Source organism: Elizabethkingia occulta (assembly GCF_002023715.1).
Taxonomy (GTDB): domain Bacteria; phylum Bacteroidota; class Bacteroidia; order Flavobacteriales; family Weeksellaceae; genus Elizabethkingia; species Elizabethkingia occulta.
Genome location: NZ_MAHX01000008.1, coordinates 16,924 through 40,616 on the forward strand (window position 1 = coordinate 16,924; position 23,693 = coordinate 40,616).

The following is a 23,693-nucleotide window of genomic DNA, read 5'->3' on the forward strand; positions in this document are numbered from 1 at the left end:
AAAACACTTTTATTTTATAATGTCGAAATTGAAAAGTAAAATATATAATTATAAAATGCTGGTAAATAGTGTTTTATATGGTGGCTTTATAGATGTGATCATGATGAAATAGAATGACAATAATATAAACAGCACTGTTGATTGTATGGTTTCGCCACGTATTTTGATCCAAAATTTATCAATTTGAAGAATTTCTCTGGTAAAAGGCATTATTAGGTTTATATATTTGTGATTAAAGAACAATAACAACATGCATCATTTTTCTACTATATATATAAGGATACAGATTGTATTACTTTTTTGTTTTTTCAGTTCTCTTTTCGGCCAGAATTCATGGGTTATTGAAGCTGAAAATATTGACCTGAAGCGTTACACCGGGATTAGTGTTTCCAATGGAATGATCGGGGTCGTTTCTTCTCCGGAACCCCTGAAAGTGAGTCAGGTAATTCTTGCAGGGGTTTATGACCAGTATGGACGCGGCAGAACCAGTAATTTTCTTTCCGGTTTCAATTTACTGGACCTTAACCTTACAATTGACGGAGTACCTGTAAATCTGGATAATATATCTAATTATAAACAAAAACTGGACATGAAAAAAGCATCTTTTGCAGGGAGTTTTGATTATAAGGATATTGCAACAGTGGCATATAATTATATAGCCATCCGTAACCTTCCCAATAATGTGATGCTGAATGTAAGCATTAAAGCGAAAAAGAATATTACTTTTAGAGCCGAAAATCTATTAAAACAGCCTCCAGGATTTAAAGACAATCAGCAATTTTACACGGAAATTACACCACCACATGCTAAAATTCCGCTTCTGACATCTCTTGCTAAAAGTCCTACCGGAAGTATTATAATGGCAGCAAGTAATACATTTGTATTTCCAGAAAAACATGGTGAACAGCCTAAAATTATATATAATAAGAAAGATAATGAACAGCATACAATGGCTTTTTCCCAGGAGTTACAAGCATCACAGACGTATACTTTTTCACTTGTGGGGACACTTATTTCTTCTGCTCAGGTAAAAGATCCTTTAAATTATGCAGAGCGGCTCAGTATATATGCCGGATTGCAGGGGATTGAAAAAATAAAAACAAAGCATGAAGCAGAATGGGAAAAGCTGTGGGAAGGGGATATCCAAATAGAAGGAGACCCGCAGGTACAACAGGATGTACATAATATGATGTACCATTTGTATTCTTTTTCACGTGAAGGAAGTGATACATCGCTATCGCCTGTGGGACTGAGTGGCATGGGATACAATGGTCATATCTTTTGGGATACCGAGCTATTTATGTTCAAACCTTTATTGTTTTTTAAGCCTGAAATAGCTAAAAGCCTTATTGATTATCGGTTCAACAGGCTGAAAGCAGCTGAAGATAATGCCAGAATATATGGTTATAAAGGAGCAATGTACCCTTGGGAAAGTGCTGTTTCGGGGGAGGAAGAAACGCCTGTATGGGCACTGACAGGTACATATGAACATCATATTACCGGAGATATAGCTTTTGCAGCATGGCATTATTACCTGTATACTAAAGATATACAATGGCTGAAAGAAAAAGGATGGCCTATGCTGGAAAAAACGGCAAAATTTTGGGAGAGCCGCGTGGACAAAAAGAATGGTAAGTATCATATTCTGAATGTGGTAGCGGCTGATGAATGGGCGGAGAATGTAGATAATAATGCCTATACCAATGCAATTGCAAAACTCAACTTTGAATATGCAAACGAAGCAGCGAAAATATTGAAATTGCCTGTGAATAAGAACTGGGAGAATATAGCTGATAACCTGATATTTTCGAAGTTAGAAAACGGGGTTACAAGAGAACATGATAGCTATATCGGACAAAAAATTAAACAGGCAGATGTTAATTTGCTGGCTTATCCTTTGGGGATTATAAATTCTAAAGAGCAGATATTAAAAGACTTATTGTACTATCAGGATAAGGTTCCGCATGAAAAAACACCTGCTATGACGAAGTCTGTTTTTGCCTTATTACATAGCAGATTAGGTAACGGAAAAGAAGCATATAAATGGTTTAAAGAGTCTTATGAACCAAATCTTCTGCCCCCTTTCAGGGTATTGGCAGAAACAGCAGAAGGTGATAATCCTTATTTTATAACTGGCGCTGGCGGAACTTTACAGGCTGTGATTATGGGATTTGCAGGAGTCGATTTTGGATCGGCAGGAACAATTGTACAGACTAAAAATGCACTGCCACCACATTGGAAAAAGATTACAGTAAAAGGAATCGGAATGCAAAAGCAAACCTTCTCCAATAGCTTTGTAAGGTAAGCAAAGAGGCTATTTCAAACATATTACAGTTTGTCATCCTGAGCAGAGCCAGTTTATAGAGAGCTTGACGAACTGGGGCTTTAACCATTAGTTCTTTATAAATGAAAATGTTTTGGCAAGCTTCAACATGACATTCTTTTAGATAGTCCCTGTATTTAGATTTATTAATTCTTTCAGGCAGAATTTTAGGGTGTAAAAACTTCAAATTTTCCGTCCTCAAAAAAGAAAACAATTCGTTTTATAGCTCTTTCCTGATTTTCAGTACTTTGCATCGGAGCGAAAATTTCCTCAATAGCTAATCGCTGAGAATCGACCGGAATGCTTTCCTCTGTACCTTTTATCGATATATCCGATTCTCCGGAAGATGGAATTTCTGACGCTTCCGGTTCTTCAGTTATTTGTTGAGAAAAATCGGGTGCCAAAGTGAATAAATCGAGTGGGGAAGAAGTTTCTTCTTCCTCTTCCGAAATGCTAATTTCTTCAATAGAGTTATCAGTTTCTTCAGTTTCCGGAACAGCTTGTTTCGTCATATCTCCCTGTCCATCGATTAACCAGTCCCATTGTATCTCCGGAAATCTGTTTTTAATCTTTACAATAAAATCCAAAGAAGCTTTATTTCTTCCGGAAGTTATATGCGAAATACTGGAACGGGGTACATCGATAGTATCGGCAAATTCTGAAGGAGAATAGCCATAATGATCGATGATTTTTTTAATTCTGTCTGAAATTTCCATAATTACAAATGTAAAACAAATTTTAGAATTGTAAAATACAAATGTAAACAAATTTAAAATATTAAAATTTATATTTGTAAACAGTAATTAAATCACTGATTTACAATATTTTATGCCTTTAAATTTACAATAATCAACAGTTTTAATCGCTAAACAACGAATTTTAAGTCAAATTTTGGACGAAATTGAAATTCAGGATATTTTTATTTTTGCATAACTATAACTCTATAAAATTTAAGACCTTAACTTTAACTTTAATAAATAAGCTTAAATACATTGTGAATTAGTTAGTTACATATGTATAGTAATGTAAATTTGAGATGTAAATTTTGGATAATCAACTGTTTTACAATAGAAAATTGTTGAATTTTCTATGTATTATCAACTTGATAAACAACATTATTGAGCTTTATACTGCTAATTGCTATTTCCTGTTTCAGACTATGGACTTTCTTCGGATAAAACAGGTTGATAAGCCTCTGCATTATGCTAATATACTTTCGAAAAGCAGAACAGGGGATATGCCTAGTGTCTAATACTCTGTATGATTGCTATAACAAGCAGAATCAGCCTAACCGATATGCAAACCTCATAATTTGATATGGATTAGAATTTAAGGCTTTAAACGGGCTTATTTTAGAAGTTTATCTATAGCTGTATGTTCCTGTATCAATTTATGTTGTTAAATACCTGCTAAACATAGCATGCCCTGTATCTCTCACAGTGCAAAAGATAACCTGATATACACTTAACTGTCTGCAAGTATTACAGAATAATTGCAGATGTTAGGGAACGCTTGATAAATACCTTAATGATTGATCTTTGTTCGTTTTTCGGCCGTTGAGGACGAGATTAAAGATGCAGCGATACTTACTCCTAAAATACCTAAGATAACCAACAAAGAATGCGTTGTTTTAAAGCCCCAGTCTTCCAGCTGGTGATGGAAGATCATCTTTAATCCAATGAATGTAAGCAGAAAAGCCAGACCGGTTTTTAAATATTTGAATTTATCTACAATATTAGCCAGAAGGAAGAACATAGATCTAAGTCCTATAATGGCAAATATGTTGGAAAAGAATACAATATAAGGGTCTTTAGTTACTGAAAAAATCGCAGGAATAGAATCCACTGCAAAAATAAGGTCGGTAAACTCTATAATTAACAGTACCAGAAATAAAGGTGTCATTTTTTTAATTCCGTCTACTACTACAAAGAACTTGTTTCCTTCGAATTTGTTATGGACTTTAAAGTATTTATTGGCAAACTTGACCACCGGATGCTTTTCGGTATCTATATGCTCTTCTTCTTTGCTAAAGAACATTCTGAGACCTGTAAAGACAAGAAATGCTCCAAATACGTACATAATCCACTCAAATCGGCTGATAAGAGATGCCCCTACAAAGATAAATATGAAACGCATGATGATAGCACCCAAAATTCCCCAGATAAGTACCTTATGGTAATTCTTTTCGGCTACCTTGAAAGATCCGAAGATAAGGAGTATTACAAAAATATTGTCTATAGATAAGGCATATTCTACAATATAGCCTGTGATATATTCTAGGGCAAGGTTCTTGTCATAAAGCTCTAAGCTGGTTTCAAAATCACCCGGGATTATCTTGACAGGGTGGTGGTGCTTGGCTATAACCTGCTGCAGTCTTTCCATACTGTCTATATTGTGCAGATAGTGCCCGAATTGCATCAGGAAAAAATAGAATCCAAGAGCAACACAGATAACGAATATACTCATCAGGATTGCCTGTTTCAGCGATACCGATTTATTGCTATTTTCTTTGTTTTTGCTCTTTTTACTGAATAATCCCAGATCGATAACCAGGATTAATATTACGATGGCTAAGAAGCCTATGATAAATAAAAGTTCTCCACTCATTTTTTAGTACAATGTAATGCGCAAAGATAGTCTAAAAACCAATAATTGACATCGTTTTTACAAATGTGAACTTAAGTTTTTTTTAAGGAATTTGAAAAGAGGGTTTGTTTAACTATTATATCCACATTTATGAATATTTGTCTTTAAAATAGGCTTAAAGTAAATATAAAAAAAGACTTTATATAAATATTTTTAAAAACTGATTGTTAGTAAGTTACATTTTTTGATTATTTTTTCGTTAATGAGAAAAGTTATCAACAGACATTTTGTCAAATCAAAGTGTTTAACAATTCTCAGATGTAAATTTTAATAAAAGATAAAAATACCCTAAATTTGAAGCAGAAAATAAAAATGTAAATGGCATCAGTTTTTGAATACTTCACAAATGTAAACTTCTCAAATCGCTATATTTTGCCTCAAAAATTATTTTCCTTCCTACAGGAGAATTACAGCGATTATATATCAGAGGTAGGCAAGTCAGTTTTAGGACAACCTGTCTATCAATTTTCAATAGGTAATGGACCTGTTAATGTTCTGGCCTGGTCTCAGATGCACGGAAACGAATCTACTGCTACACTGGCAATGCTGGACTTGCTTCACTCACTGGATAAGAATACTGAACTAAAGGACAGACTTTTTAGTAAAATAACATTGGACTTTATCTTTATGCTGAATCCGGATGGTTCGGAAAAATGGACCAGACGCAATGCTTTGGATATCGATATGAACAGAGATTTTTTGAAAGAGTCGAGCCCTGAGATTAAAATTTTGAAAAAGATAGCTAAAGATAAGAAATACGACTATGCACTAAATCTGCACGATCAGAGAACGATCTTCACAACAGACGGCGTAAACCCTGCAACTTTGTCTTTCCTGGCTCCTTCTTTCGATCAGGATAGAACACTAAATGAAAACCGAAAAAAGAGTATGGCAATTATTGCACATATTTATTCGGATCTGAAAAATAAAATGCCTAATCGTATCGGACGTTATACAGATGAATTCTATCCGACATCAACCGGAGACAATTTTATGCTGGCAGGTATTCCTACAGTACTGTTTGAAGGTGGGCACTCGGAAGATGATTACCTGAGAAAAGAAACCCGTAAATATTATACACTGGCATTGTATGATGCATTGGCAGCAATGTCCATTATTCCTGGTCAGACACTGGGGTATGAAACCTACTTCGATATTCCGGAAAATCAGCAAACCCATTATGATCTTATTTACAGAAATGTAAAACTGAATACAGATTTCGAATGTATATTGGATGTAGCTGTGCAGTATAAAGAGGTAATTAATGAAGGCGATGAGGAAATTTCTTTTGTCCCTTTTGTTGCAGAAGTAGGAGATATAGGTAAGAAAAAAGCCTGGAAAGAAATCGATGCAACCGGAAAGAAATTTATATCAGAAAGAAAATATCCAAAGTTGGATGAAGAAGTAAACTTCAGCTTGGAGTAATGATAATTCATATTTTGGGAGCTTCCGGTTCCGGTGTTACAACACTGGGAAATTATATCAGTAAGGAACTAGGTTGGAAATATCTGGATTCAGATGATTTTTTCTGGGAGAAGACATATACACCCTATACGGTAAAAAGAGATCCGAAAAGCAGAGATGCGGAAATTTTAAGATTGTTAAAAAGCAGGGAGTCCATAATTTTCGGTGGGAGCTGCATTAGCTGGTCACCGGAAATTCATTCCTGTTTTGATAAAATTGTCTTTCTATTTGTACCACCCGAGAACAGAATGCTTAGGGTAAAGAAGCGGGAGGCGGAAAGGTATGGTGAAAAACTCTTCACAGATCCGGAAATCCAAAAGATGCATAATGATTTTATTGCGTTTTGTAAAGATTACGACGAAATGAAAGGAATTGCTAATCGTACCATAAAGGCCCACCGTAAATGGCTGGAGAATCAGACTGTTGAAATTACTGAAATTTCGGGAGATTTTCCGACTATAGAAATCGCAGAAAAATTACTTTCCAAATGGCAGTTACTTCATTAAAAAGCCGTAATTTAGTGGCTTAAAATAATTTTGTCAATCTAAAAACTAAAATATGAATCAATTCGATGTAGCCGTTATCGGCTCAGGTCCCGGTGGATATGTCGCAGCAATCAGATGTGCACAATTAGGTTTCAAAACCGTAATTATTGAAAAATATTCTACCCTGGGCGGGACTTGTCTAAACGTTGGATGTATTCCGTCTAAAGCATTACTAGATTCTTCTGAGCATTTTGAAAATGCAAAACACACTTTCGCTACTCATGGTATTCTTATCGATGAGCCTAAAGTGGACATTGCACAAATGATCAGTCGTAAAAATGATGTTGTAGACCAGACTACCAAAGGAATTAACTTCCTTATGGATAAAAACAAAATCACTGTATTACAGGGATTAGGAAGTTTTGAATCTGCAACTCAGATTAAAGTAACAAAAGCTGACGGATCTTCTGAGGTTATCGAAGCTAAAAATACAATTATTGCAACAGGTTCCAAGCCTTCTTCATTACCTTTCATTACATTGGATAAAGAAAGAGTAATTACTTCTACAGAAGCATTAAACCTTAAAGAAGTGCCTAAGCACCTTATCGTAATCGGTGGAGGCGTTATCGGTCTTGAATTGGGTTCTGTATACCTTCGTTTAGGAAGCGATGTTACTGTTGTAGAATACCTGGATAAAATTATCCCGGGAATGGATGGTACTTTGTCTAAAGAATTACAGAAAACTCTGAAAAAGCAAGGCATGAAGTTTATGCTTTCTACTGCTGTTTCAGGAGTTGAAAGAAACGGAGATACTGTAAAAGTTACAGCTAAAGATAAAAAAGGAGAGGATGTAGTTGTTGAAGGTGACTACTGTCTTGTATCTGTAGGACGTCGTCCGTATACAGATGGTCTTGGTCTTGAGAAAGCAGGTGTAGAACTTGACGAAAGAGGAAGAGTAAAGACTAACGATCATTTGCAAACAAACGTTCCAAATATCTACGCTATCGGAGATGTTGTAAAAGGAGCTATGCTTGCACATAAAGCTGAAGAAGAAGGAGTCTTTGTAGCTGAAACTTTAGCTGGAGAAAAACCACACGTTAACTATAACCTTATCCCGGGTGTTGTTTATACATGGCCTGAGGTTGCTGGCGTAGGTAAAACTGAAGAGCAATTAAAAGAAGCTGGTGTTGCTTATAAAACCGGATCTTTCCCAATGCGTGCATTAGGACGTTCCAGAGCGAGTATGGATACTGATGGGGTAATCAAAATTCTTGCTGATGAGAAGACTGATGAAATCCTTGGTGTACACATGATCGGGGCAAGAGCTGCAGATATGATTGCTGAAGCTGTTGTTGCAATGGAATTCCGTGCTTCTGCAGAAGATATCGCAAGAATCTCTCACGCACACCCTACTTATACTGAAGCGATTAAAGAAGCTGCTTTAGATGCTACAGGTAAGCGTTCAATTCACATGTAAGATTATCTTAATCATAAATAAAAAAGCAATCCTTTTGGATTGCTTTTTTATTTTTTAAGGATGTTGTTGCTGCTTCGCAGGATCGTCGTAATTAACCATCCACGAAATCCCAAATTTATCTGTCCACATCCCAAAGTAGGCACCCCAAAAAGTATCTTGTAAAGGCATTGTTACCTGTCCGCCTGCAGAGAGTCCGTTAAATATTTTTTCTGCTTCTTCTCTGGAACCAGTATTTACAGAAAGCTGGATATTGTTACCCTTAACAAATTTCCCTTCTTTACATGTATTATCGGTTACATCGGAGCCCATAAGTACGGTTTCTTGCGAAATAGGAAGGGCAATATGCATTATTTTATTTTTATCTGCTTCGTTAACGGGATATTCCTCGCTAGGTGGCATATCCGAGAACTTTCCCACATAAGGAAACTCACCACCAAAAACAGATTTATAAAACTCAAAGGCCTCCAGACAATTTCCTTCAAAATTAAGATAAACGTTAATTTGTGCCATATCAATTATTTAATTATTCTCAAATTTAGATTTTTATGAAGGCAGGAATAATAATAATTTTCATAAATTTTTGTTAAAAATATCAGAATAAGATTATGACTATCAGAAAGTCCTGAATTTATCATAGAAAGCACTTGCCTTTACCGGAGCGATATTAAATTGTATCCCCACAGTTATGCCGCGGAAATATTTTTCCTTATTCAATGGAATTGCATAGCCGCCGGTTAACCACATTATATTTAAAAGGCTAAATCCTATATTTGGCTCTACAGCATATGGAGATACAGACATCCCGTACATAAAAATGGCATTGTTATAATATGCATGCACCTCCGGCAAAATTTTGTTATTTCCGTTTACCGGAGTATAAATGGCTCCAGCACCAAGATTAAAATAAACCTGATTGGAGGAAGTAGAGGTTCTGTATTCAAAATTCAACTTCAGACTATTTCTACCTGTATATTTATATCCAACACCAATAGCCGTTTGATCAATAAACTGAGCTTTAGGAAAATAAAGAGCCCCGAAGAGCAAAAAAACAGATAATAATGCAGAATATTTCATGAGAGATATTTAATCAAAATTAAATAAAGTTTTTCTTCCGTAAAAGAAAGCCTATTTTTGCATAAAAATAAAATATGCAAATCGGGAAGAAACAATATTTATCAGTCTCCGGGAAATCTGAAGCCGGACTTCAATTAAAGGATGAATCAGGGAATGAAATTTTTCTATCCAAACTTTTTGCAGATCCTGCTTCGGAAATAGGTGATGAGGTATCAGTATTCGTTTATCAGGAAGAAGGAGAACTAAAGGCGACAACCGAAATCCCTTACTGTGAGGTAGGAGAATATGCTGTACTACGTGCGGTACAAACGCTTCCCAGTGGTGCTTTTATGGACTGGGGAATTATAAAAGATCTGTTTGTTCCATACAAACAGCAGAAAGGTAAGATTATTGAGGAAAAAAGATATCTTGTTCATGTTTATATAGACGAGGCTACAGGGCTTATTACCGGAACTACAAAATTTAAAAGAAATCCTCAGTACGAGAATCTGGATCTGAAGAAAGGAGAAAAAGTTGATCTGATCCTGATTAATGAAACGGAGCTTGGATGGAATGTAGTCGTTAACAAAAAATATATAGGACTTGTATATGCTTCTGATGTGTACAAGAAATTATATCCGTTGAACGAAGAAACAGGCTATATTAAAGCAATAAGAGAGGATGGGAAGATAGATGTTACTCTACAGCCTGAAGGCTTTGAAAATATTGACAGTTTTCGTCAGGAGATTCTGGATGCTCTGGATGACCATGGAGGTTTGCTTTATCTTTCTGATAAATCTTCTCCTGAAGAGATCAAGGACAAATTACAGATGAGTAAAAAGAACTTTAAAAAGGCGATTGGTGGATTGTACAAAGAAGGAGTTATTGAGATTCTGGAAGATAAAATCCGTTTGAAATAAAATTAGAGCATATTATAAAAAGCTGTCTCAAGAGTATTGAAGACAGCTTTTTTTTGCATTCTAATTATTACCGGAGTTACTTCGGATAAATTCGGATGGCGTTTTGTTGGTATATTTTTTAAACATTCTGTTGAAATAAGTAACATTGTTAAAGCCGCAGCTATAGCTGCATTCGGATATTGTTTTATCCTGAGCCATCAGAAGGCAGGCCTTATTAATACGGTAACGATTGACAAACTCTGTAAAAGTAATCTGTGTTGCTTTTTTAAAGAAATTACAGAATGCGGGTAAAGTAAGATTAGCCAGCTTTGCAACATCTTCTATATTTATCTCTTTATCGTAATGGTGTTCTACATAGGTGAAGATATTCTCCAGTCTTGTCTTGTTTTTAGAGATTATGGTATAAGGCATAATTTCCTTGTTTAGTAATTCGTATTCCTCACACATAGAAAGTTCGAAGAGAATTTCCAGAAGCAGTAAGTACCTTTTATAGCCTTCAGATTCCAGGAGTTTTTTTAGTTTTGGCAGTAATGATTTCTTTGTAGCAGTGCTATAAAGGATTCCATATTTAGAACGTTCCAATAAATCTTTAACAGCTCTGGTTTCTACTTCCTGCTGTGGAAAGTGTAAAATATCTTCTCTGAACTGGAGGACTATTTCTTCATGCGGATCCACCGAATTCAGCCCGAATCCGGAATGGGGGATGTTTGATCCTATTAATACAAGATCGCCATTTGTATAATTGCTTTTATGGTAGCCTACATGCCGTGTACCACTTCCAGAAATTACACAAACAAGTTCTATCTCCGGATGATAATGATATTCCCATTTAAACTCAGAAATAGGAGAGTTATTATGGAGCGTCCGGAACGAGCTTTTTTCACTTGGAATAATTCTTTCAAAACTAACTTTCATTCAATTAATCACATTTATTCACTAAAAATAATAATTATATTAATATAGTTCAAATATTTGTTTATTGTGTTAAATTAACGTTAACACAAATGCTTCTATCTTAGTCACCAGGAAATTATTCAATGAATAACAGGTGCAAATTATTTCTGAAGAATATTGATGTACCGGTGTTTTATTTTATAAAATATTAGTCCTGAAAAACAGGATATTAAAAAACTGGTAAATGAAAAACTTCAATATAAAGGCCGTTTTATTTCTTAACTACTTTGTTTTTGCAATTCTGCTGAATTCTGTAGGAACAGTTATTTTGCAGGTGCAGCAAAACTTCGGAATTTCAAAATCTTCGGCGAGTGTTCTGGAAGGATTTAAAGATCTTCCTATTGCGATATGCTCTTTTATTTTAGCCTCATTCCTTCCTAAAATAGGAATAAAAAAAGCAATGCTTACAGCACTTTTTCTGGTGAGTTGTATATGCTTTGTTATGCCTTTTACCAATGATTTCTGGTTTTTCAAATTACTTTTTACAATAGTAGGTGTTTCCTTTGCCCTTATCAAGATTTCGGTTTTTACTTCTATAGGTCTTGTTACCAATACGGATAAAGAACATTCCAGCTTTATGGGGTTTCTGGAAGGTTTCTTTATGATAGGAGTGTTGGCGGGTAATGTATTATTCAGTTTATTTATAGATGATCATAATCCGAAGTCTACCCACTGGCTGAATGTATATTGGGTATTGGGAGTATTTTCGTCTTTGTCTTTTATATTTCTTTTCTTTTCAAAACTAAATGAAAAAGAAGCAAAAAGTGGTACAACAGATTTAATAGGAGATATAAAGAATAGTATTAGTCTTTTCAGTTATAAAAAAGTTTTATTCTTTCTTCTTTGTGCTTTCCTGTTTGTTTTGGTGGAGCAAAGTTTCCAGACCTGGACGCCGACTTTCTATAAAGAGATATTAAAGGTACCCACATCCATGAGTATACAGGCAGGTGCTGTATTGGCAGGAGCATTTGCACTTGGAAGATTCCTGTCCGGATTTTTTTCCAAAAAATTTAGCTGGATTTATGTTGTCTCTTTTTGTGTGGTAGGTTTTGCAATCAGTCTGTTATTGGTATTACCTCTGACTCACACTGCTGCTATCGATACCAATACAACATGGATGAACGCTCCTCTTGTGGTCTATTTATTTCCTTTGATGGGAGGATTGCTGGCGCCAATTTATCCAAGTATCAATTCCGTAATTCTGGCTTCCATCCCGAAATATTTGCACAGTGCAATGTCCGGACTTATCGTCGTTTTTTCGGCAATAGGCGGTACAATAGGATCGATTATAACAGGTTTTGTTTTCCAGGAATTCAGTGGACAAAGAGCCTTTTATCTTTCTCTTATCCCATTGACATTGCTGATTATCTCCGCAATTTTCATGAACAGATTAAAAATACAAACAAATAAAAAATAAATACAGATATGAACAGTCAATTATATATTAATGAAATTCAACCTCTGTTTGATGATGTTCAAAGAGCCAGAATTTTTAAAGATCAGAAAACAATGACAGATGTTATTCCTTTGTTTCCTGTATCCGAGATTAATAAGAAATATGAGGCGGAAAAGCAAGGAGAAGGGTTTGATCTAAGATCTTTTGTACTATCAAACTTTGATTTTATAGGAGAAAAGGCTGTAAAGAAAGAAGATATACTGCCTATAGAAGAACATATTGAAAAGCTTTGGGACGAACTTACCCATACAGCTTTTGAAAACGAAGGGACACTTCTTAAACTTCCAAAATCTTATATTGTTCCGGGAGGACGTTTTAACGAATTTTTCTATTGGGATAGCTATTTTGTAATGTTGGGATTACAAGTTTCGGGGAGAGTAGAGATGATGAAAAACATTGTTGAGAATTGCTCCTACCTGATCCACGAATTCGGGTTTGTACCGAATGCCAGCAGAACACATTTTCTTAGTCGCTCCCAACCACCATATTTTTCTCTGATGCTCGATTTACTGGTTGAAAGCACAAATGATGAAAAAATATACAGCAAGTATCACAGTACACTGGAAAAAGAATATCTATTCTGGATGGACGGCGAAGAGGGACTGGAAAATGATTCTGCCACTAAAAGAGTGATCAAAACAAGGGAAGGGGATATATTAAACCGTTATTATGATTCCGAAAACACACCTCGTCCCGAAAGCTATCTCATAGATATTGAGGATCAAAATAACATTTCCGGAAAAGAGTTTTTCAGAAATATACGAAGCGCCTGTGAATCTGGCTGGGATTTTTCCAGCAGATGGTTCGAAGATGGAGCGACTATACAGACTATAGAAACACTTAATTTGGCCGAGGTAGACCTTAATTGCTTGTTATGGCATTTGGAAAAAACACTGGTAAAATCTTCAGAGCTTATGGGAATGAATGATAAGGCTGAATATTATACCCAAAGAGCGGAAAAAAGAAAGCAGTGTATAGATCTTTATTTCTGGGATGAAAATACCGGAATTTACAGAGATTACCATATAAAGAAGCATAAAAAAACATCTTCCGAACACATTGCAACATTATATCCTCTATTCCTTGGACTTGCAAACGAGAAGCAGGCAAAAGCCGTATCGGAAACAATTGCTGAAAAGTTTCTTTATCAGGGCGGTCTGGTTACAACTACAAAAGAAACAGGCCAGCAATGGGATCTGCCAAATGCCTGGGCTCCGTATCAGTGGCTAGGCTTTTTAGGAATGAAGAATTATGGATATACACAATTGGCGGATACAATAAAGAATAATTGGAGTATTAATGTAGAAAGGGTTTATAATAATACTGGTAAGTTGATGGAGAAGTATAATGCACTGGATACCAAAACAATTGCCGGAGGTGGTGAATATCCTAATCAGGATGGATTTGGCTGGACAAACGGCGTTTATCTGAAGTTAAAACGAAACTAAAAAAATCAATGATATGAAGAAAAGATCAATATTTCTGATGACCGGTGTCGCCATGCTTTATTTTCATAATGCATACGGACAGGAAACGGTTAAAGATTCCACGAAAGTATCATCAATAGATCAGGTGGTTATTACAGGTAATTCTAATCCTAAAAAGAAAATAGAATCCAGTACCGCAATTTCTACTTTTAGTGCTAAAGAGATTCAGAAGCAGAATCCTATAAGTGCTGCCGCTTTGTTACAAAGAGTACCAGGCTTTGCCGTAGAAACATCGGGTGGAGAAGTAGGGAACAACCTTTTTGCAAGAGGAATTCCTTCTGCCGGAGCTTATGAATTTGTTCAGGTACAGGAAGACGGTTTACCTGTTTTTGAAGATGGAGCTTTGCAATTCGCCAATGCTGATAATTTTTTCAGAGTAGATAATACGGTAAGCCGACTGGAAGCACTAAGAGGAGGTTCTGGGTCTATTTTTGCCAACAACTCGCCTGGAGGACTTATTAACTTTATTTCCAAAGAAGGAACGAATACTTTTAAAGGAACAGCGAAGCTGGAAACAGGATCTTATGGCCTGATGCGTACTGATGTTAATGTTGGCGGAGCTTTGATACAAGACAAACTATTCTTTAATGTTGGTGGATTTTACAGAGTAGATAACGGAATACGGAAAACAGGATTTAAAGCAAATGACGGTGGACAGATTAAAATGAACCTGAAATATGTTTTCGATAAAGGATATGTAAAAGCATATTATAAAAAGCTGGATGACAAGAATACATTCTATCTGCCAATTCCGTTAATACAGAATGGAAATGACCTGAAAGGCTTCCCAGGCTTCGATCCTAACTACGGAACTTACAGCTACAGATCTATTAGTCAGCTGAACATTCCGCAGGCCGGAGGCGGATTTTTCCAAAGAAATCTGGAAGATGGTATTCATCCGAAGGTTGATGTAATAGGAGTAGAGTTTAAATATGATTTGGATAATAATTTTACCGTACTGAATAAGACCAGGTATACGAATATTAATATGAACTATACCGGAATTTTCCCTGCAGGCGGACCGCAGCTGGCTGCCGATTTTGCTAGAAATAAAGGAGTTGGTGCGAACAACTATCAGTATTCTTCAGTTAGCAATGGCCAGCCCGTTAGTCCACAGTATGTTCAGGAGTTAGGTTTCTGGGCGATTGACAAACAGATGCGAAATTTCGTGAACGATTTGCAGTTCAACTATAAGTTTGATAAAGGAAATATTACAGCTGGTTTTTATAAATCCAACTGGAAATCTCACCAATACTGGAACTGGAGTAATATCCTGACAACAGCGACGGACAGACCAGAATTGCTGAATCTTGTAGACAAATCACTAAACCCAACTGATACCGGATATTCTAAGACTTACAATGGTGTTAGCAGTATGTCTTTCCTTCTCAGAGATTCTCAGATACAGGGAAGCCTGAATAATATCTATTTAAATGTAGATTACAACGTTACAGATGACCTGAGCTTAAATGGAGGGATTCGCTACAGTCGTGATTTTTATAAAGGTTACGGTGTGAGTACAACAACGGCTAATCTTAATAATTCTGGTTTAACAACAGATGGTACCCACAGCTTTGCAACTACTACTGCGGATGATAATATGGCTGTTCTTGGTAATAAGTATACATACTGGAATTATGACATCAGTAAAGTGTCTTATACCTTGGCTGCAAACTATAAAATCAATAGAGAAAATGCAGTATATGCACGTTTTTCAAGTGGATTCAGATCTCCAAATGAAGAAGCCTATTATAATAATATGGCGGATCTGAGTAAAATAAAACCTGTATTAACCAATCAGCTGGAAGTAGGCTACAAATATTATTCCCGTACTTTCGATATAGCTGTAATTCCTTTTTACTCAACGCTGAAAAATCTGTCATTTACAGATGTCTATTCTAACGGAACTTCCGAAAATAAATTTGCCAATACTTCTAACCTTGGGGTAGAATTGGAAGGTTATGCCCGATTGTTCAGCAATGTCCTGGAAATTACATTTAACGGGACAATTCAGAATCCGAAGTATAAAAATTTTACCGGAAGAAATGCAGATGGGGCAACATTTGACTATGATGGCAATGTAGTAAGAAGAATTCCTAAATTTTATTTCAATATTTCTCCGGCTGTTAACATTACCAAAGAATGGAGAACTTATATCAGTTATAACTATTATGGAAAACGTTTCCAGGATGAAAAGAATGTTCAGGTTCTACCTTCTTTTAGCGAATTTGGAGCCGGAATGTCCTATCAGCTAGGTAAAATACGTTTTGCAATAGACGGCACCAATATATTTAATACTATTGGTATTACCGAAGGAGACCCAAGAGCAGGATCTCCAACAGGGGACGGAATTATTATGGCACGACCAATTATGGGTGCCGCAGTAAGAGGATCTATTACCTTGGACTTTTAGATCAGTTTTCACAAACAAACTGTCTAAGCTAGGGATACCTATATTTAGACACAAGTAAATGATTTGGCCCGGTTTTTACCGGGCCATTTTTATAGCGCTTTTGTCCTGATTATGAATATTTTTAGATGTTTTTACATAAGGAGAGAGAAAACAAACAATTTATATTTGTTGTTTTTCCATTAGCTAAAAGTCCTATTGAGGAATATTTGGTATACGGAGAAATGTAATTCTATATAAAGATCAGTATGTACAGAAGGGGAAGAATTATTGTGACATTAGGTTTATTGTGGGTTTCAGGCGGATGTTTAAAAGCGCAGATTAGCCCGCCGGGATTGGGTGAAGCCAATACCGCTTTTTGGGGAGCTTTTGGAATTCGTCGTAAGTTGGATTCTTTAGGAAAAAAACAAGCGCTTAGCTATGTTGCAATAGGGCGAAAGAGTAGCCCGGACAATGATAATCTATTTTCAAAGCAAGCTATTTTTGTAGCCAATCATGAAGTTTTCAACTCATTTGCTCCTCATCAGCAATACAGCTATGCAATAAGCTATCGTAGACAAAATGAATATCAAAGCATAGAACCTTATGAAAAACAAGTAGTAGAACAAGAATTCAGACTTTACGGAAGATATGCTTATACATTTAATGTCGGAAGTCGATGGAAGTGGAAGAATACCATCCGCCAGGAATTCAGAAAATTTTTTGATGCTGATTTTCATAATGTTGAAGAAAACTTTCAGCTGAGAACAAGACTGAAGAGTCAATTGACATACAATTTATCTGAGAAAAACAGCCAAAAGCTGGCATTAAGCGTAGAGACATTATTTTCTACAAGTTATATGAACGAACCAGAAACCCACTGGACTCCTTTTGCCTATAAAGAAATGCGTATTGCTCTTTATTACATGTTCAATATTCCCAATTCTCCTTTCTCAATGGACATAGGTTATATGGACGATTTGATCAGCGGAAGTCATAGCGCTTCTAAAGGCGGCGTACATTATTTAGCAGCAGATTTGATCTGGAACTTTCCCTATAAAAAGAGAGGCGTAGAATAGATTCTAAAAATTATAATTTTATTTAGATAATATCCGGAAATGCATATCTATAAATTTCCATCGCAGATAATGAAAATTCATGTATTGAAAACGAAAGATAAATTAATATACTCAAGTTCAATCTATAGTCATACCAATAGTAGCAGTAATAGAATTATTATATTTGAAACATGACAGAACTGGAACTTAGTATAAAATCTTATTTCGGAATCATTGATCCTGAAGAGCTATCATCCATTGCCTCTTTGTTTCAATTAGAATTATTGAAAAAAGGAGATTACTTTCTTAATACAAATAAAGAATGTGATCGACTAAGTTTTGTACAATCTGGTTTTTTGAGAATTTTTTTCGAAACTGAAGACAGGGAAATTACACAATGGATCTCTACAAAAGGTTATTTCGTAACCGACTTGTCTGGTTTTATCTTTGACCGACCTGCCCGATGGAGTATTCAGGCGTTGACGGATGCAGAGATTTACACCATCAGAAAGAGTGAATACGATAAGATAAAGATTATTATCCCCAGATGGCCAGAGTTGGAAAGGTTGTTTATTGTTCGTTGTTTTACAATACTCGAAGACCGAATTTTCTGCCATCTTTCTATGACAGCAGAAGAACGGTATCATTTTTTCTTTGAGAATAATAAAGAATTATTTAATCAGGTTCCCTTACAATACATTGCATCTATGCTTGGTATGAGACCCGAAACATTTAGCCGTATCAGAAAAAAGCAATTTTCCTGAATTCTTGATTTTTATCAAGCCAAAACTACAATACAAACCAGACCTTTGTGATATTCAATTAAATAAACTTCACAATGAGGCGTCTTTTTTTATTATTAGCAACTCTCCTGATGAGTTTTATGGCTATGGCAAAAGAAATTAAAACAGAAATTGTTATTCAGGCAGCACCCGAAACAATATGGAAAATACTTACCGATTTTGAAAACTATCCGCAATGGAATCCATTTATAGTATCCGTTACTGGTGAGGCTGAAAAAGGAAATAAAATTGTAGTCAATATCAAACCTCCGGACAGGAAAGGCATGATTTTTAAACCTATTATTCTAACTAAGATAAAAGACAAAGAATTAAGTTGGCAAGGGAAACTAATGTTTAAAGGGCTTTTTGACGGAAAGCATAAATTCGAATTGATAGACAATGGAAACGGTACAACAACGTTTATACAAAGCGAAAAATTTAGCGGAATTTTCGTCTGGTTATTTAATACACGAAATACTAAAAAAGGATTTAATGAAATGAATCAAAAGCTAAAAGAGCTTGCCGAAAGCAAATTGTATTAATAATATTCTATAAAAAAACCGCTTTATTTAAGCGGTTTTTTATTTTGGAAATCCTTCAGAACTTTTGCTTCATCCGGAGTTTTTAGTTTTGTGACATCATTAGCAAGATCATTTGGAACCGTCATAGAAAGGACATATTGTACAATCTGCCATTTTCCGTTGTCTTTAATCAGAACGCCAGAACCTCTGCAAAGGCTCATATTTTTAGTATCCAGAACTTCGTCTACCCATGCTGTATTACCATCTTTAGAAAAAGAAATATGGCGGTCTATAGCTGTGAAATCCCATGCTCTGCCACGATCGAAGTAAGGTTTAGCAAAACCTATAAATTCTGATTTTGTCCAACGTTCGGTAGCATCGGTGCCGATATAAATAGATTTATCGTGCAGTAATCCGAAATAGCCATTAAAGTCTGCTTTTGCAGCTGCCTGATGCCAGCTGGTCATTAATTTGTCAATTTGTTGTTCTGCTTTTTGTGCTTTTACAATAAAAATACAAAGCATAAAAGCCAAAAGGAAAGTTAGTTTTTTCATAATCAATTTGATTGGTGTAGAAAAGGGGAGCCCTTGATTTATTTATAAATTAAAATTTCAAATTTTTCGTTTTCCAGGATTTTGTCGGTTTGAAAAAAAGGATAAAATTTCAATGTTATTGTCTTTTATTCTATAGTAAAGTGTATTAAACTTTAGAATTATAGCTTTATAAATTTTTTTAGAATCAGCATTAGGATAAATAGTTGGGCTTTTAGAAATTACTTCGATAGTGTCTTCTAATTTCTGGGCTAACTTCTTAAGTTCTTTTTCTGTAAAATTATTCTCGAGATATTCAATAGTTCTGGAAAGTTCGTCTAATGCATTTTGTGTCCAAAAAACTTTATAACCATTTTTCATATAATTTTCGGGCGTTAGAATGTGTTTCTAGTTTTTCACTATCAGCATCTTCAATACCTTTTTCAATGGCACTTTTTTCATCCTCAGAGATAGAATTCCACCAGTCCTTTGCTTCTTCTTTTCTGAAAGCAATTAATTTTTCAATAATAGATTGATCCTCCAATGTAGATAACCATTGGATTAATTCTAATTTCTTATTTAAAATGTGACTATTCATATTTGTACCCGTAATAGTTTTGCCAACTCAAATATACCGAATTTTATCCTAATGTTATTAATAATGTCCTAGTACTTAGTAGTTAACTATTAATTGTGTTATAGCATTAGCATAACCAATACAGATTTTAAAAATCTGTGTTGGTTATATTTTTAAAAAGTATCTGATTTAAAAAATTATAGGATCATAGAAAGCTGAATACGCTTCCGTTGGGAATCTATCTCTACAACTTTTACCTGTACATGCTGATGTAGTTTTACCACTTCATTGACATCGGAAACGAAGCCTTCTTTCAGCTGTGAAATATGCACGAGTCCGCTTTCTTTAATACCTATATCTACAAAGCACCCAAATGCTGTAATATTGTTAACGATTCCTGGCAGAATCATTCCGGTTTTTACATCCTCCAGCTTACGGATATTCTTATCAAATTCAAATACTTTAGCTGCTTTTCGAGGATCTAGCCCTGGTTTCTCCAGTTCTTTCAGGATATCCTGAATCCCTAAAATACCTGTATGATCCGTAATATAATTCTCAGGTTTTACCAGAGCAATTTTTTCTTTATTACCAATAAATTCACTCAGCGAAATGTTAAGGTCCTTGGCCATTTTTTCTACAATAGAGTAGGCTTCCGGGTGAACGGAAGAATTATCGAGTGGGTTTTCTGCTTCTCTGATGCGTAAAAATCCTGCAGCCTGCTGAAAAGCTTTTTCCCCAAGTCGCGGAACTTTCTTTAAAGACTTTCTGTTTGCGAAAGCCCCATTTTCACTACGGAAGTTTACAATATTTTCTGCCATTTTCTCTCCAATTCCCGAAACGTAGCTTAGTAAGGATTTGCTGGCGGTATTCAGATTGATTCCTACAGAATTTACACAACGCATAACAGTAGAGTCCAGTTCTTCTTTTAATAAAGTCTGATCTACATCATGCTGGTATTGTCCAACCCCAATAGATTTAGGATCAATCTTCACCAGTTCTGCCAACGGATCAGAAAGTCTACGGCCAATAGATACAGCGCCTCTTACCGTAACATCGTAGCTTGGGAACTCTTCTCTTGCAATTTTGGAAGCTGAATAAACCGATGCTCCAGCTTCGGAGACTACAAAAACCTGCAAAGGTCTGTCAAATGCTATTTTTTTGATAAAGAATTCCGTCTCACGGGAAGCCGTTCCGTTTCCGATGGATATCGCTTCTATATTGTAGGCATTCACCATCGACCGGATTTTTTTCATAGCAGTTCCGGTTTCATTTTGTGGTGCATGTGGATAGATATTTTCATTATGGAGCAAATCCCCTTTCTCATCGAGGCAGACAACTTTACATCCCGTTCTGTACCCCGGATCTATGGCTAAAATTCTTTTTTCTCCCAAAGGCGAGGCGAGTAGTAGCTGACGTAGATTTTCTGCAAAGACCTCAATGGCTTTTGTATCAGCTTTTAGTTTAGCTTCCTGTAATACTTCATTAGAGATGGCAGGTTCCAGCAATCTCTTATAAGAATCTTTTGCTGCCAGTTTTATCTGATCTGCACATTCATTATTACCTCTGATCATAGCTTTTTCTATAATCTGAAGAGCCTCATCTTTATCAGTGTCGATACTAAACTTTATAAAACCTTCAGTTTCAGCACGCAGCATTGCCAGAAGTCTGTGCGAAGGTATTCTGGAAATACTTTCTTTCCAATCAAAATATTGGGAGAATTTTTGCGCAGCTTCTTCGTCTTTTTTAGCTTTAACAACTTTAGAAGAAATCTCTGCTTTGTACTGGAATAATTTTCTTAATTGTTTCCGGATGAAAAGATGTTCATTCATCCACTCGGCAATAATATCACGTGCTCCCTGCAAAGCATCTTCCTCTGACGGAACATTATCCGAAATATAACGTGAAGCTGTTCCGGTAAGATCAGAAGCATTCTGAGCCATAATTATTTTTGCCAAAGGCTCTAATCCTAAAGCTCTTGCAGTATCGGCCTTTGTTTTCTTTTTCTTTTTATAAGGTAGATAAAGATCTTCAATATACTGAAGATCAAAAGACGACTCTATTTTAGACTGTAATTCTTCGGTTAAAGAATCCTGTTCTTCTATAGATTTTAAGATAGACTCCTTACGTTTAACGATTTCATCGTACTGCTTAGAAAGCTTAGCGATTTGTTCAATTTGTACTTCATCAAGGTTTCCGGTTCTGTCTTTTCTGTAGCGTGCGATAAAAGGAATGGTACAATCTTCTGAAAGAAGCTGTAATGTGGTTTCAATTCCTTTTGCAGGAGCTGATATATGTTGCTGAATATATTCGGTTTTTGTCATAAAATTGATAAAAGAACACGAATATACGGAAGTTTTAGCAGGTTAACTTTTAGTTTGGGTGAAAAAAGATCGTCTAATTTGTTTAATAAATGTAAAGGAGCAAAACATAGAATAAAAGTTTCAAAGATGAATATGAAAAGTTTTTTATTTAGGGTATATTATAGCTTTATCTAGCTCAAGAGGATTATAGTATTTCTTTATTCTATTTTGTTCATCAATCCGCGCTTCCCTTAATTCTTCACGCTTGGTATAAGTCTTTCCCGAACCTGCATCACGAAGGCTAAAGCTACTTGCATTTAATAAATCTTTGTATGGATCATTGTAATATTCTAGTAATAATTTTTGATATTTTGCAAGTGTAATATCTATTGCCTTTTTTCCTCTTTGTTTTTCAAGTATATTAGAAGTATCCGCTGCCTTTGGCAGTTTAGTTACCTTTGTAAGCTCATAATGATAATGATTTTTGGAATCATTTATTTCTACAATTAATCCAGGTAAACCTTCAAATTTGTATGGACCTTCTGGAATAGGAATGTCTTGTGTAAACCATGCTATCCACTCTCTGCCTCCAAAATTAGTTACTGCTTTCTGCAGTTTATATCCTTTTATATTATTTTCTTCTTTTATTATTGTCCAATTAAATTCATCTTTAGATTGTAACCTGTAATGGTCCTCATTATTGATATTTTGGAAAGCTTGATTGACTCCATCAGATTTTAATTTTAACAAGTTTTGATCAAATCCTGTGTTCATATATCCACTTACTCCTTTTTTTGATTGAATAGAATCATATTTATAAATATCCATATCATAGAATTTTTTAGAATCGGAGCTAATTTCTAATACAGTATTAAACTTCTGATAATTCTTGCTCAGAGAGTCGTTTAAACAACTTAATTCATATTCAAAACGTATTGATTGTGCTTTAATGAATATTATTGAAAGAATAAGTAATGAAAATTTTAATTTTCCCATACATAATATTTAAAATAAGTTTAGCTATTCAATTTCATGGCTACTTAAGATAATTTCTAGAAAGTTGTTTTAGATTTTTCAGAAAATTATTTTTTAATTAGTTCATGCCTTAAATTTAAATATTTATATGTATTTCAAATTTAACATAACTTTATTTTATTATTATTTAACAATTTAATTTAAAAATATTAGCAATTATAACAATGATGTTCTGAAAAAGTAATCCTATGATATTAAAAATCTAAAACAAGAAATTAGTTATAAAAAACGAGAGG

At 35.2% G+C, this 23,693-nt stretch carries 21 protein-coding genes; 11 read left to right on the forward strand and 10 right to left on the reverse strand.

The features are described 5' to 3' along the window. Nucleotides 1-250: 250 nt before the first annotated feature. On the forward strand, nucleotides 251-2,305 hold the full coding sequence (locus BAZ10_RS06035) for a glycosyl hydrolase family 95 catalytic domain-containing protein (RefSeq protein WP_078771310.1): 2,055 nt from the start codon (nucleotides 251-253) through the stop codon (nucleotides 2,303-2,305). Between the two features lie 185 nt (nucleotides 2,306-2,490). Here the strand turns inward: BAZ10_RS06035 and BAZ10_RS06040 are convergent, their stop codons facing one another. Both BAZ10_RS06040 and BAZ10_RS06045 read right to left on the reverse strand, forming a co-directional pair. Next, nucleotides 2,491-3,039, reverse strand: coding sequence for a helix-turn-helix domain-containing protein (locus BAZ10_RS06040; protein WP_078771311.1), 549 nt, complete (start codon nucleotides 3,037-3,039; stop codon nucleotides 2,491-2,493). Nucleotides 3,040-3,847: 808 nt separating this feature from the next. Further along, the gene (locus tag BAZ10_RS06045) at nucleotides 3,848-4,930 is read right to left on the reverse strand and encodes a TerC/Alx family metal homeostasis membrane protein (RefSeq protein WP_059322297.1); all 1,083 of its coding nucleotides are present in this window, start codon (nucleotides 4,928-4,930) and stop codon (nucleotides 3,848-3,850) included. Between the two features lie 357 nt (nucleotides 4,931-5,287). On the opposite strand from BAZ10_RS06045, the gene BAZ10_RS06050 reads away from it, so the two are divergent. From BAZ10_RS06050 to lpdA, 3 genes are read left to right on the forward strand one after another with little or no spacing between them, the layout of a single operon-like run. Next, nucleotides 5,288-6,394: a M14 family zinc carboxypeptidase gene (locus BAZ10_RS06050; protein ID WP_078771312.1), complete on the forward strand. Its 1,107-nt coding sequence runs from the start codon at nucleotides 5,288-5,290 to the stop codon at nucleotides 6,392-6,394. Continuing rightward, complete coding sequence (locus BAZ10_RS06055; protein WP_078771313.1) at nucleotides 6,394-6,939, forward strand: shikimate kinase; 546 nt, start codon at nucleotides 6,394-6,396, stop codon at nucleotides 6,937-6,939. The genes BAZ10_RS06050 and BAZ10_RS06055 overlap by 1 nt, the downstream gene beginning before the upstream one ends. A 52-nt stretch (nucleotides 6,940-6,991) precedes the next feature. After that, nucleotides 6,992-8,395, forward strand: coding sequence for a dihydrolipoyl dehydrogenase (gene lpdA, locus BAZ10_RS06060; protein WP_078402140.1), 1,404 nt, complete (start codon nucleotides 6,992-6,994; stop codon nucleotides 8,393-8,395). 54 nt (nucleotides 8,396-8,449) lie between these two features. On the opposite strand, the gene BAZ10_RS06065 is transcribed toward lpdA, so the two are convergent. Together BAZ10_RS06065 and BAZ10_RS06070 are read right to left on the reverse strand one after the other, a co-directional pair. Next, complete coding sequence (locus tag BAZ10_RS06065) at nucleotides 8,450-8,905, reverse strand: VOC family protein (RefSeq protein ID WP_078771314.1); 456 nt, start codon at nucleotides 8,903-8,905, stop codon at nucleotides 8,450-8,452. Between the two features lie 102 nt (nucleotides 8,906-9,007). Further along, nucleotides 9,008-9,469 carry a hypothetical protein gene (locus BAZ10_RS06070; RefSeq protein ID WP_078771315.1) on the reverse strand — a complete coding sequence of 154 codons (462 nt, stop codon included), beginning with the start codon at nucleotides 9,467-9,469 and terminating at the stop codon, nucleotides 9,008-9,010. A gap of 74 nt (nucleotides 9,470-9,543) precedes the next feature. On the opposite strand from BAZ10_RS06070, the gene BAZ10_RS06075 reads away from it, so the two are divergent. Next, nucleotides 9,544-10,368: a CvfB family protein gene (locus tag BAZ10_RS06075; RefSeq protein ID WP_078771316.1), complete on the forward strand. Its 825-nt coding sequence runs from the start codon at nucleotides 9,544-9,546 to the stop codon at nucleotides 10,366-10,368. 60 nt (nucleotides 10,369-10,428) lie between these two features. On the opposite strand, the gene BAZ10_RS06080 is transcribed toward BAZ10_RS06075, so the two are convergent. Then, a complete protein-coding gene (locus tag BAZ10_RS06080; protein ID WP_059322283.1) occupies nucleotides 10,429-11,283 on the reverse strand; it encodes an AraC family transcriptional regulator in 855 nt (284 codons plus the stop codon). Nucleotides 11,284-11,506: 223 nt separating this feature from the next. Here BAZ10_RS06080 and BAZ10_RS06085 point away from each other — a divergent pair, with 223 nt between their 5' ends. From BAZ10_RS06085 to BAZ10_RS06110, 6 genes are all read left to right on the forward strand, one after another. After that, the gene (locus BAZ10_RS06085; protein WP_078771317.1) at nucleotides 11,507-12,739 is read left to right on the forward strand and encodes an MFS transporter; all 1,233 of its coding nucleotides are present in this window, start codon (nucleotides 11,507-11,509) and stop codon (nucleotides 12,737-12,739) included. Nucleotides 12,740-12,747: 8 nt separating this feature from the next. After that, nucleotides 12,748-14,226: a trehalase family glycosidase gene (locus BAZ10_RS06090; protein ID WP_078771318.1), complete on the forward strand. Its 1,479-nt coding sequence runs from the start codon at nucleotides 12,748-12,750 to the stop codon at nucleotides 14,224-14,226. 13 nt (nucleotides 14,227-14,239) lie between these two features. After that, nucleotides 14,240-16,678, forward strand: a complete 2,439-nt coding sequence (locus BAZ10_RS06095; RefSeq protein ID WP_078771319.1) for a TonB-dependent receptor — start codon at nucleotides 14,240-14,242, stop codon at nucleotides 16,676-16,678. 245 nt (nucleotides 16,679-16,923) lie between these two features. After that, complete coding sequence (locus BAZ10_RS06100; RefSeq protein WP_078771320.1) at nucleotides 16,924-17,733, forward strand: DUF2490 domain-containing protein; 810 nt, start codon at nucleotides 16,924-16,926, stop codon at nucleotides 17,731-17,733. A 170-nt stretch (nucleotides 17,734-17,903) separates the two neighbouring features. Further along, a complete protein-coding gene (locus BAZ10_RS06105; RefSeq protein ID WP_185116396.1) occupies nucleotides 17,904-18,476 on the forward strand; it encodes a Crp/Fnr family transcriptional regulator in 573 nt (190 codons plus the stop codon). Between the two features lie 74 nt (nucleotides 18,477-18,550). Further along, on the forward strand, nucleotides 18,551-19,036 hold the full coding sequence (locus BAZ10_RS06110) for an SRPBCC domain-containing protein (protein ID WP_078771321.1): 486 nt from the start codon (nucleotides 18,551-18,553) through the stop codon (nucleotides 19,034-19,036). Between the two features lie 23 nt (nucleotides 19,037-19,059). Here BAZ10_RS06110 and BAZ10_RS06115 read toward each other — a convergent pair whose 3' ends face one another. The 5 genes from BAZ10_RS06115 to BAZ10_RS06135 all read right to left on the reverse strand — a co-directional run bounded on the left by BAZ10_RS06115 (nucleotide 19,060) and on the right by BAZ10_RS06135 (nucleotide 23,418). Continuing rightward, nucleotides 19,060-19,569 carry a nuclear transport factor 2 family protein gene (locus tag BAZ10_RS06115; protein ID WP_078771322.1) on the reverse strand — a complete coding sequence of 170 codons (510 nt, stop codon included), beginning with the start codon at nucleotides 19,567-19,569 and terminating at the stop codon, nucleotides 19,060-19,062. Nucleotides 19,570-19,626: 57 nt separating this feature from the next. Next, on the reverse strand, nucleotides 19,627-19,926 hold the full coding sequence (locus tag BAZ10_RS06120) for a type II toxin-antitoxin system RelE/ParE family toxin (protein ID WP_078771323.1): 300 nt from the start codon (nucleotides 19,924-19,926) through the stop codon (nucleotides 19,627-19,629). Next, on the reverse strand, nucleotides 19,910-20,143 hold the full coding sequence (locus BAZ10_RS06125) for a hypothetical protein (RefSeq protein WP_078402129.1): 234 nt from the start codon (nucleotides 20,141-20,143) through the stop codon (nucleotides 19,910-19,912). Before BAZ10_RS06125 ends, BAZ10_RS06120 begins: the two co-directional genes overlap by 17 nt. 176 nt (nucleotides 20,144-20,319) lie before the next feature. Continuing rightward, nucleotides 20,320-22,443 carry a Tex family protein gene (locus BAZ10_RS06130; RefSeq protein WP_078771324.1) on the reverse strand — a complete coding sequence of 708 codons (2,124 nt, stop codon included), beginning with the start codon at nucleotides 22,441-22,443 and terminating at the stop codon, nucleotides 20,320-20,322. Between the two features lie 144 nt (nucleotides 22,444-22,587). After that, nucleotides 22,588-23,418 (reverse strand): GLPGLI family protein, encoded by an 831-nt coding sequence (locus tag BAZ10_RS06135; protein WP_078771325.1) that lies wholly within the window; start codon nucleotides 23,416-23,418, stop codon nucleotides 22,588-22,590. Between the last annotated feature and the right edge of the window lie 275 nt (nucleotides 23,419-23,693).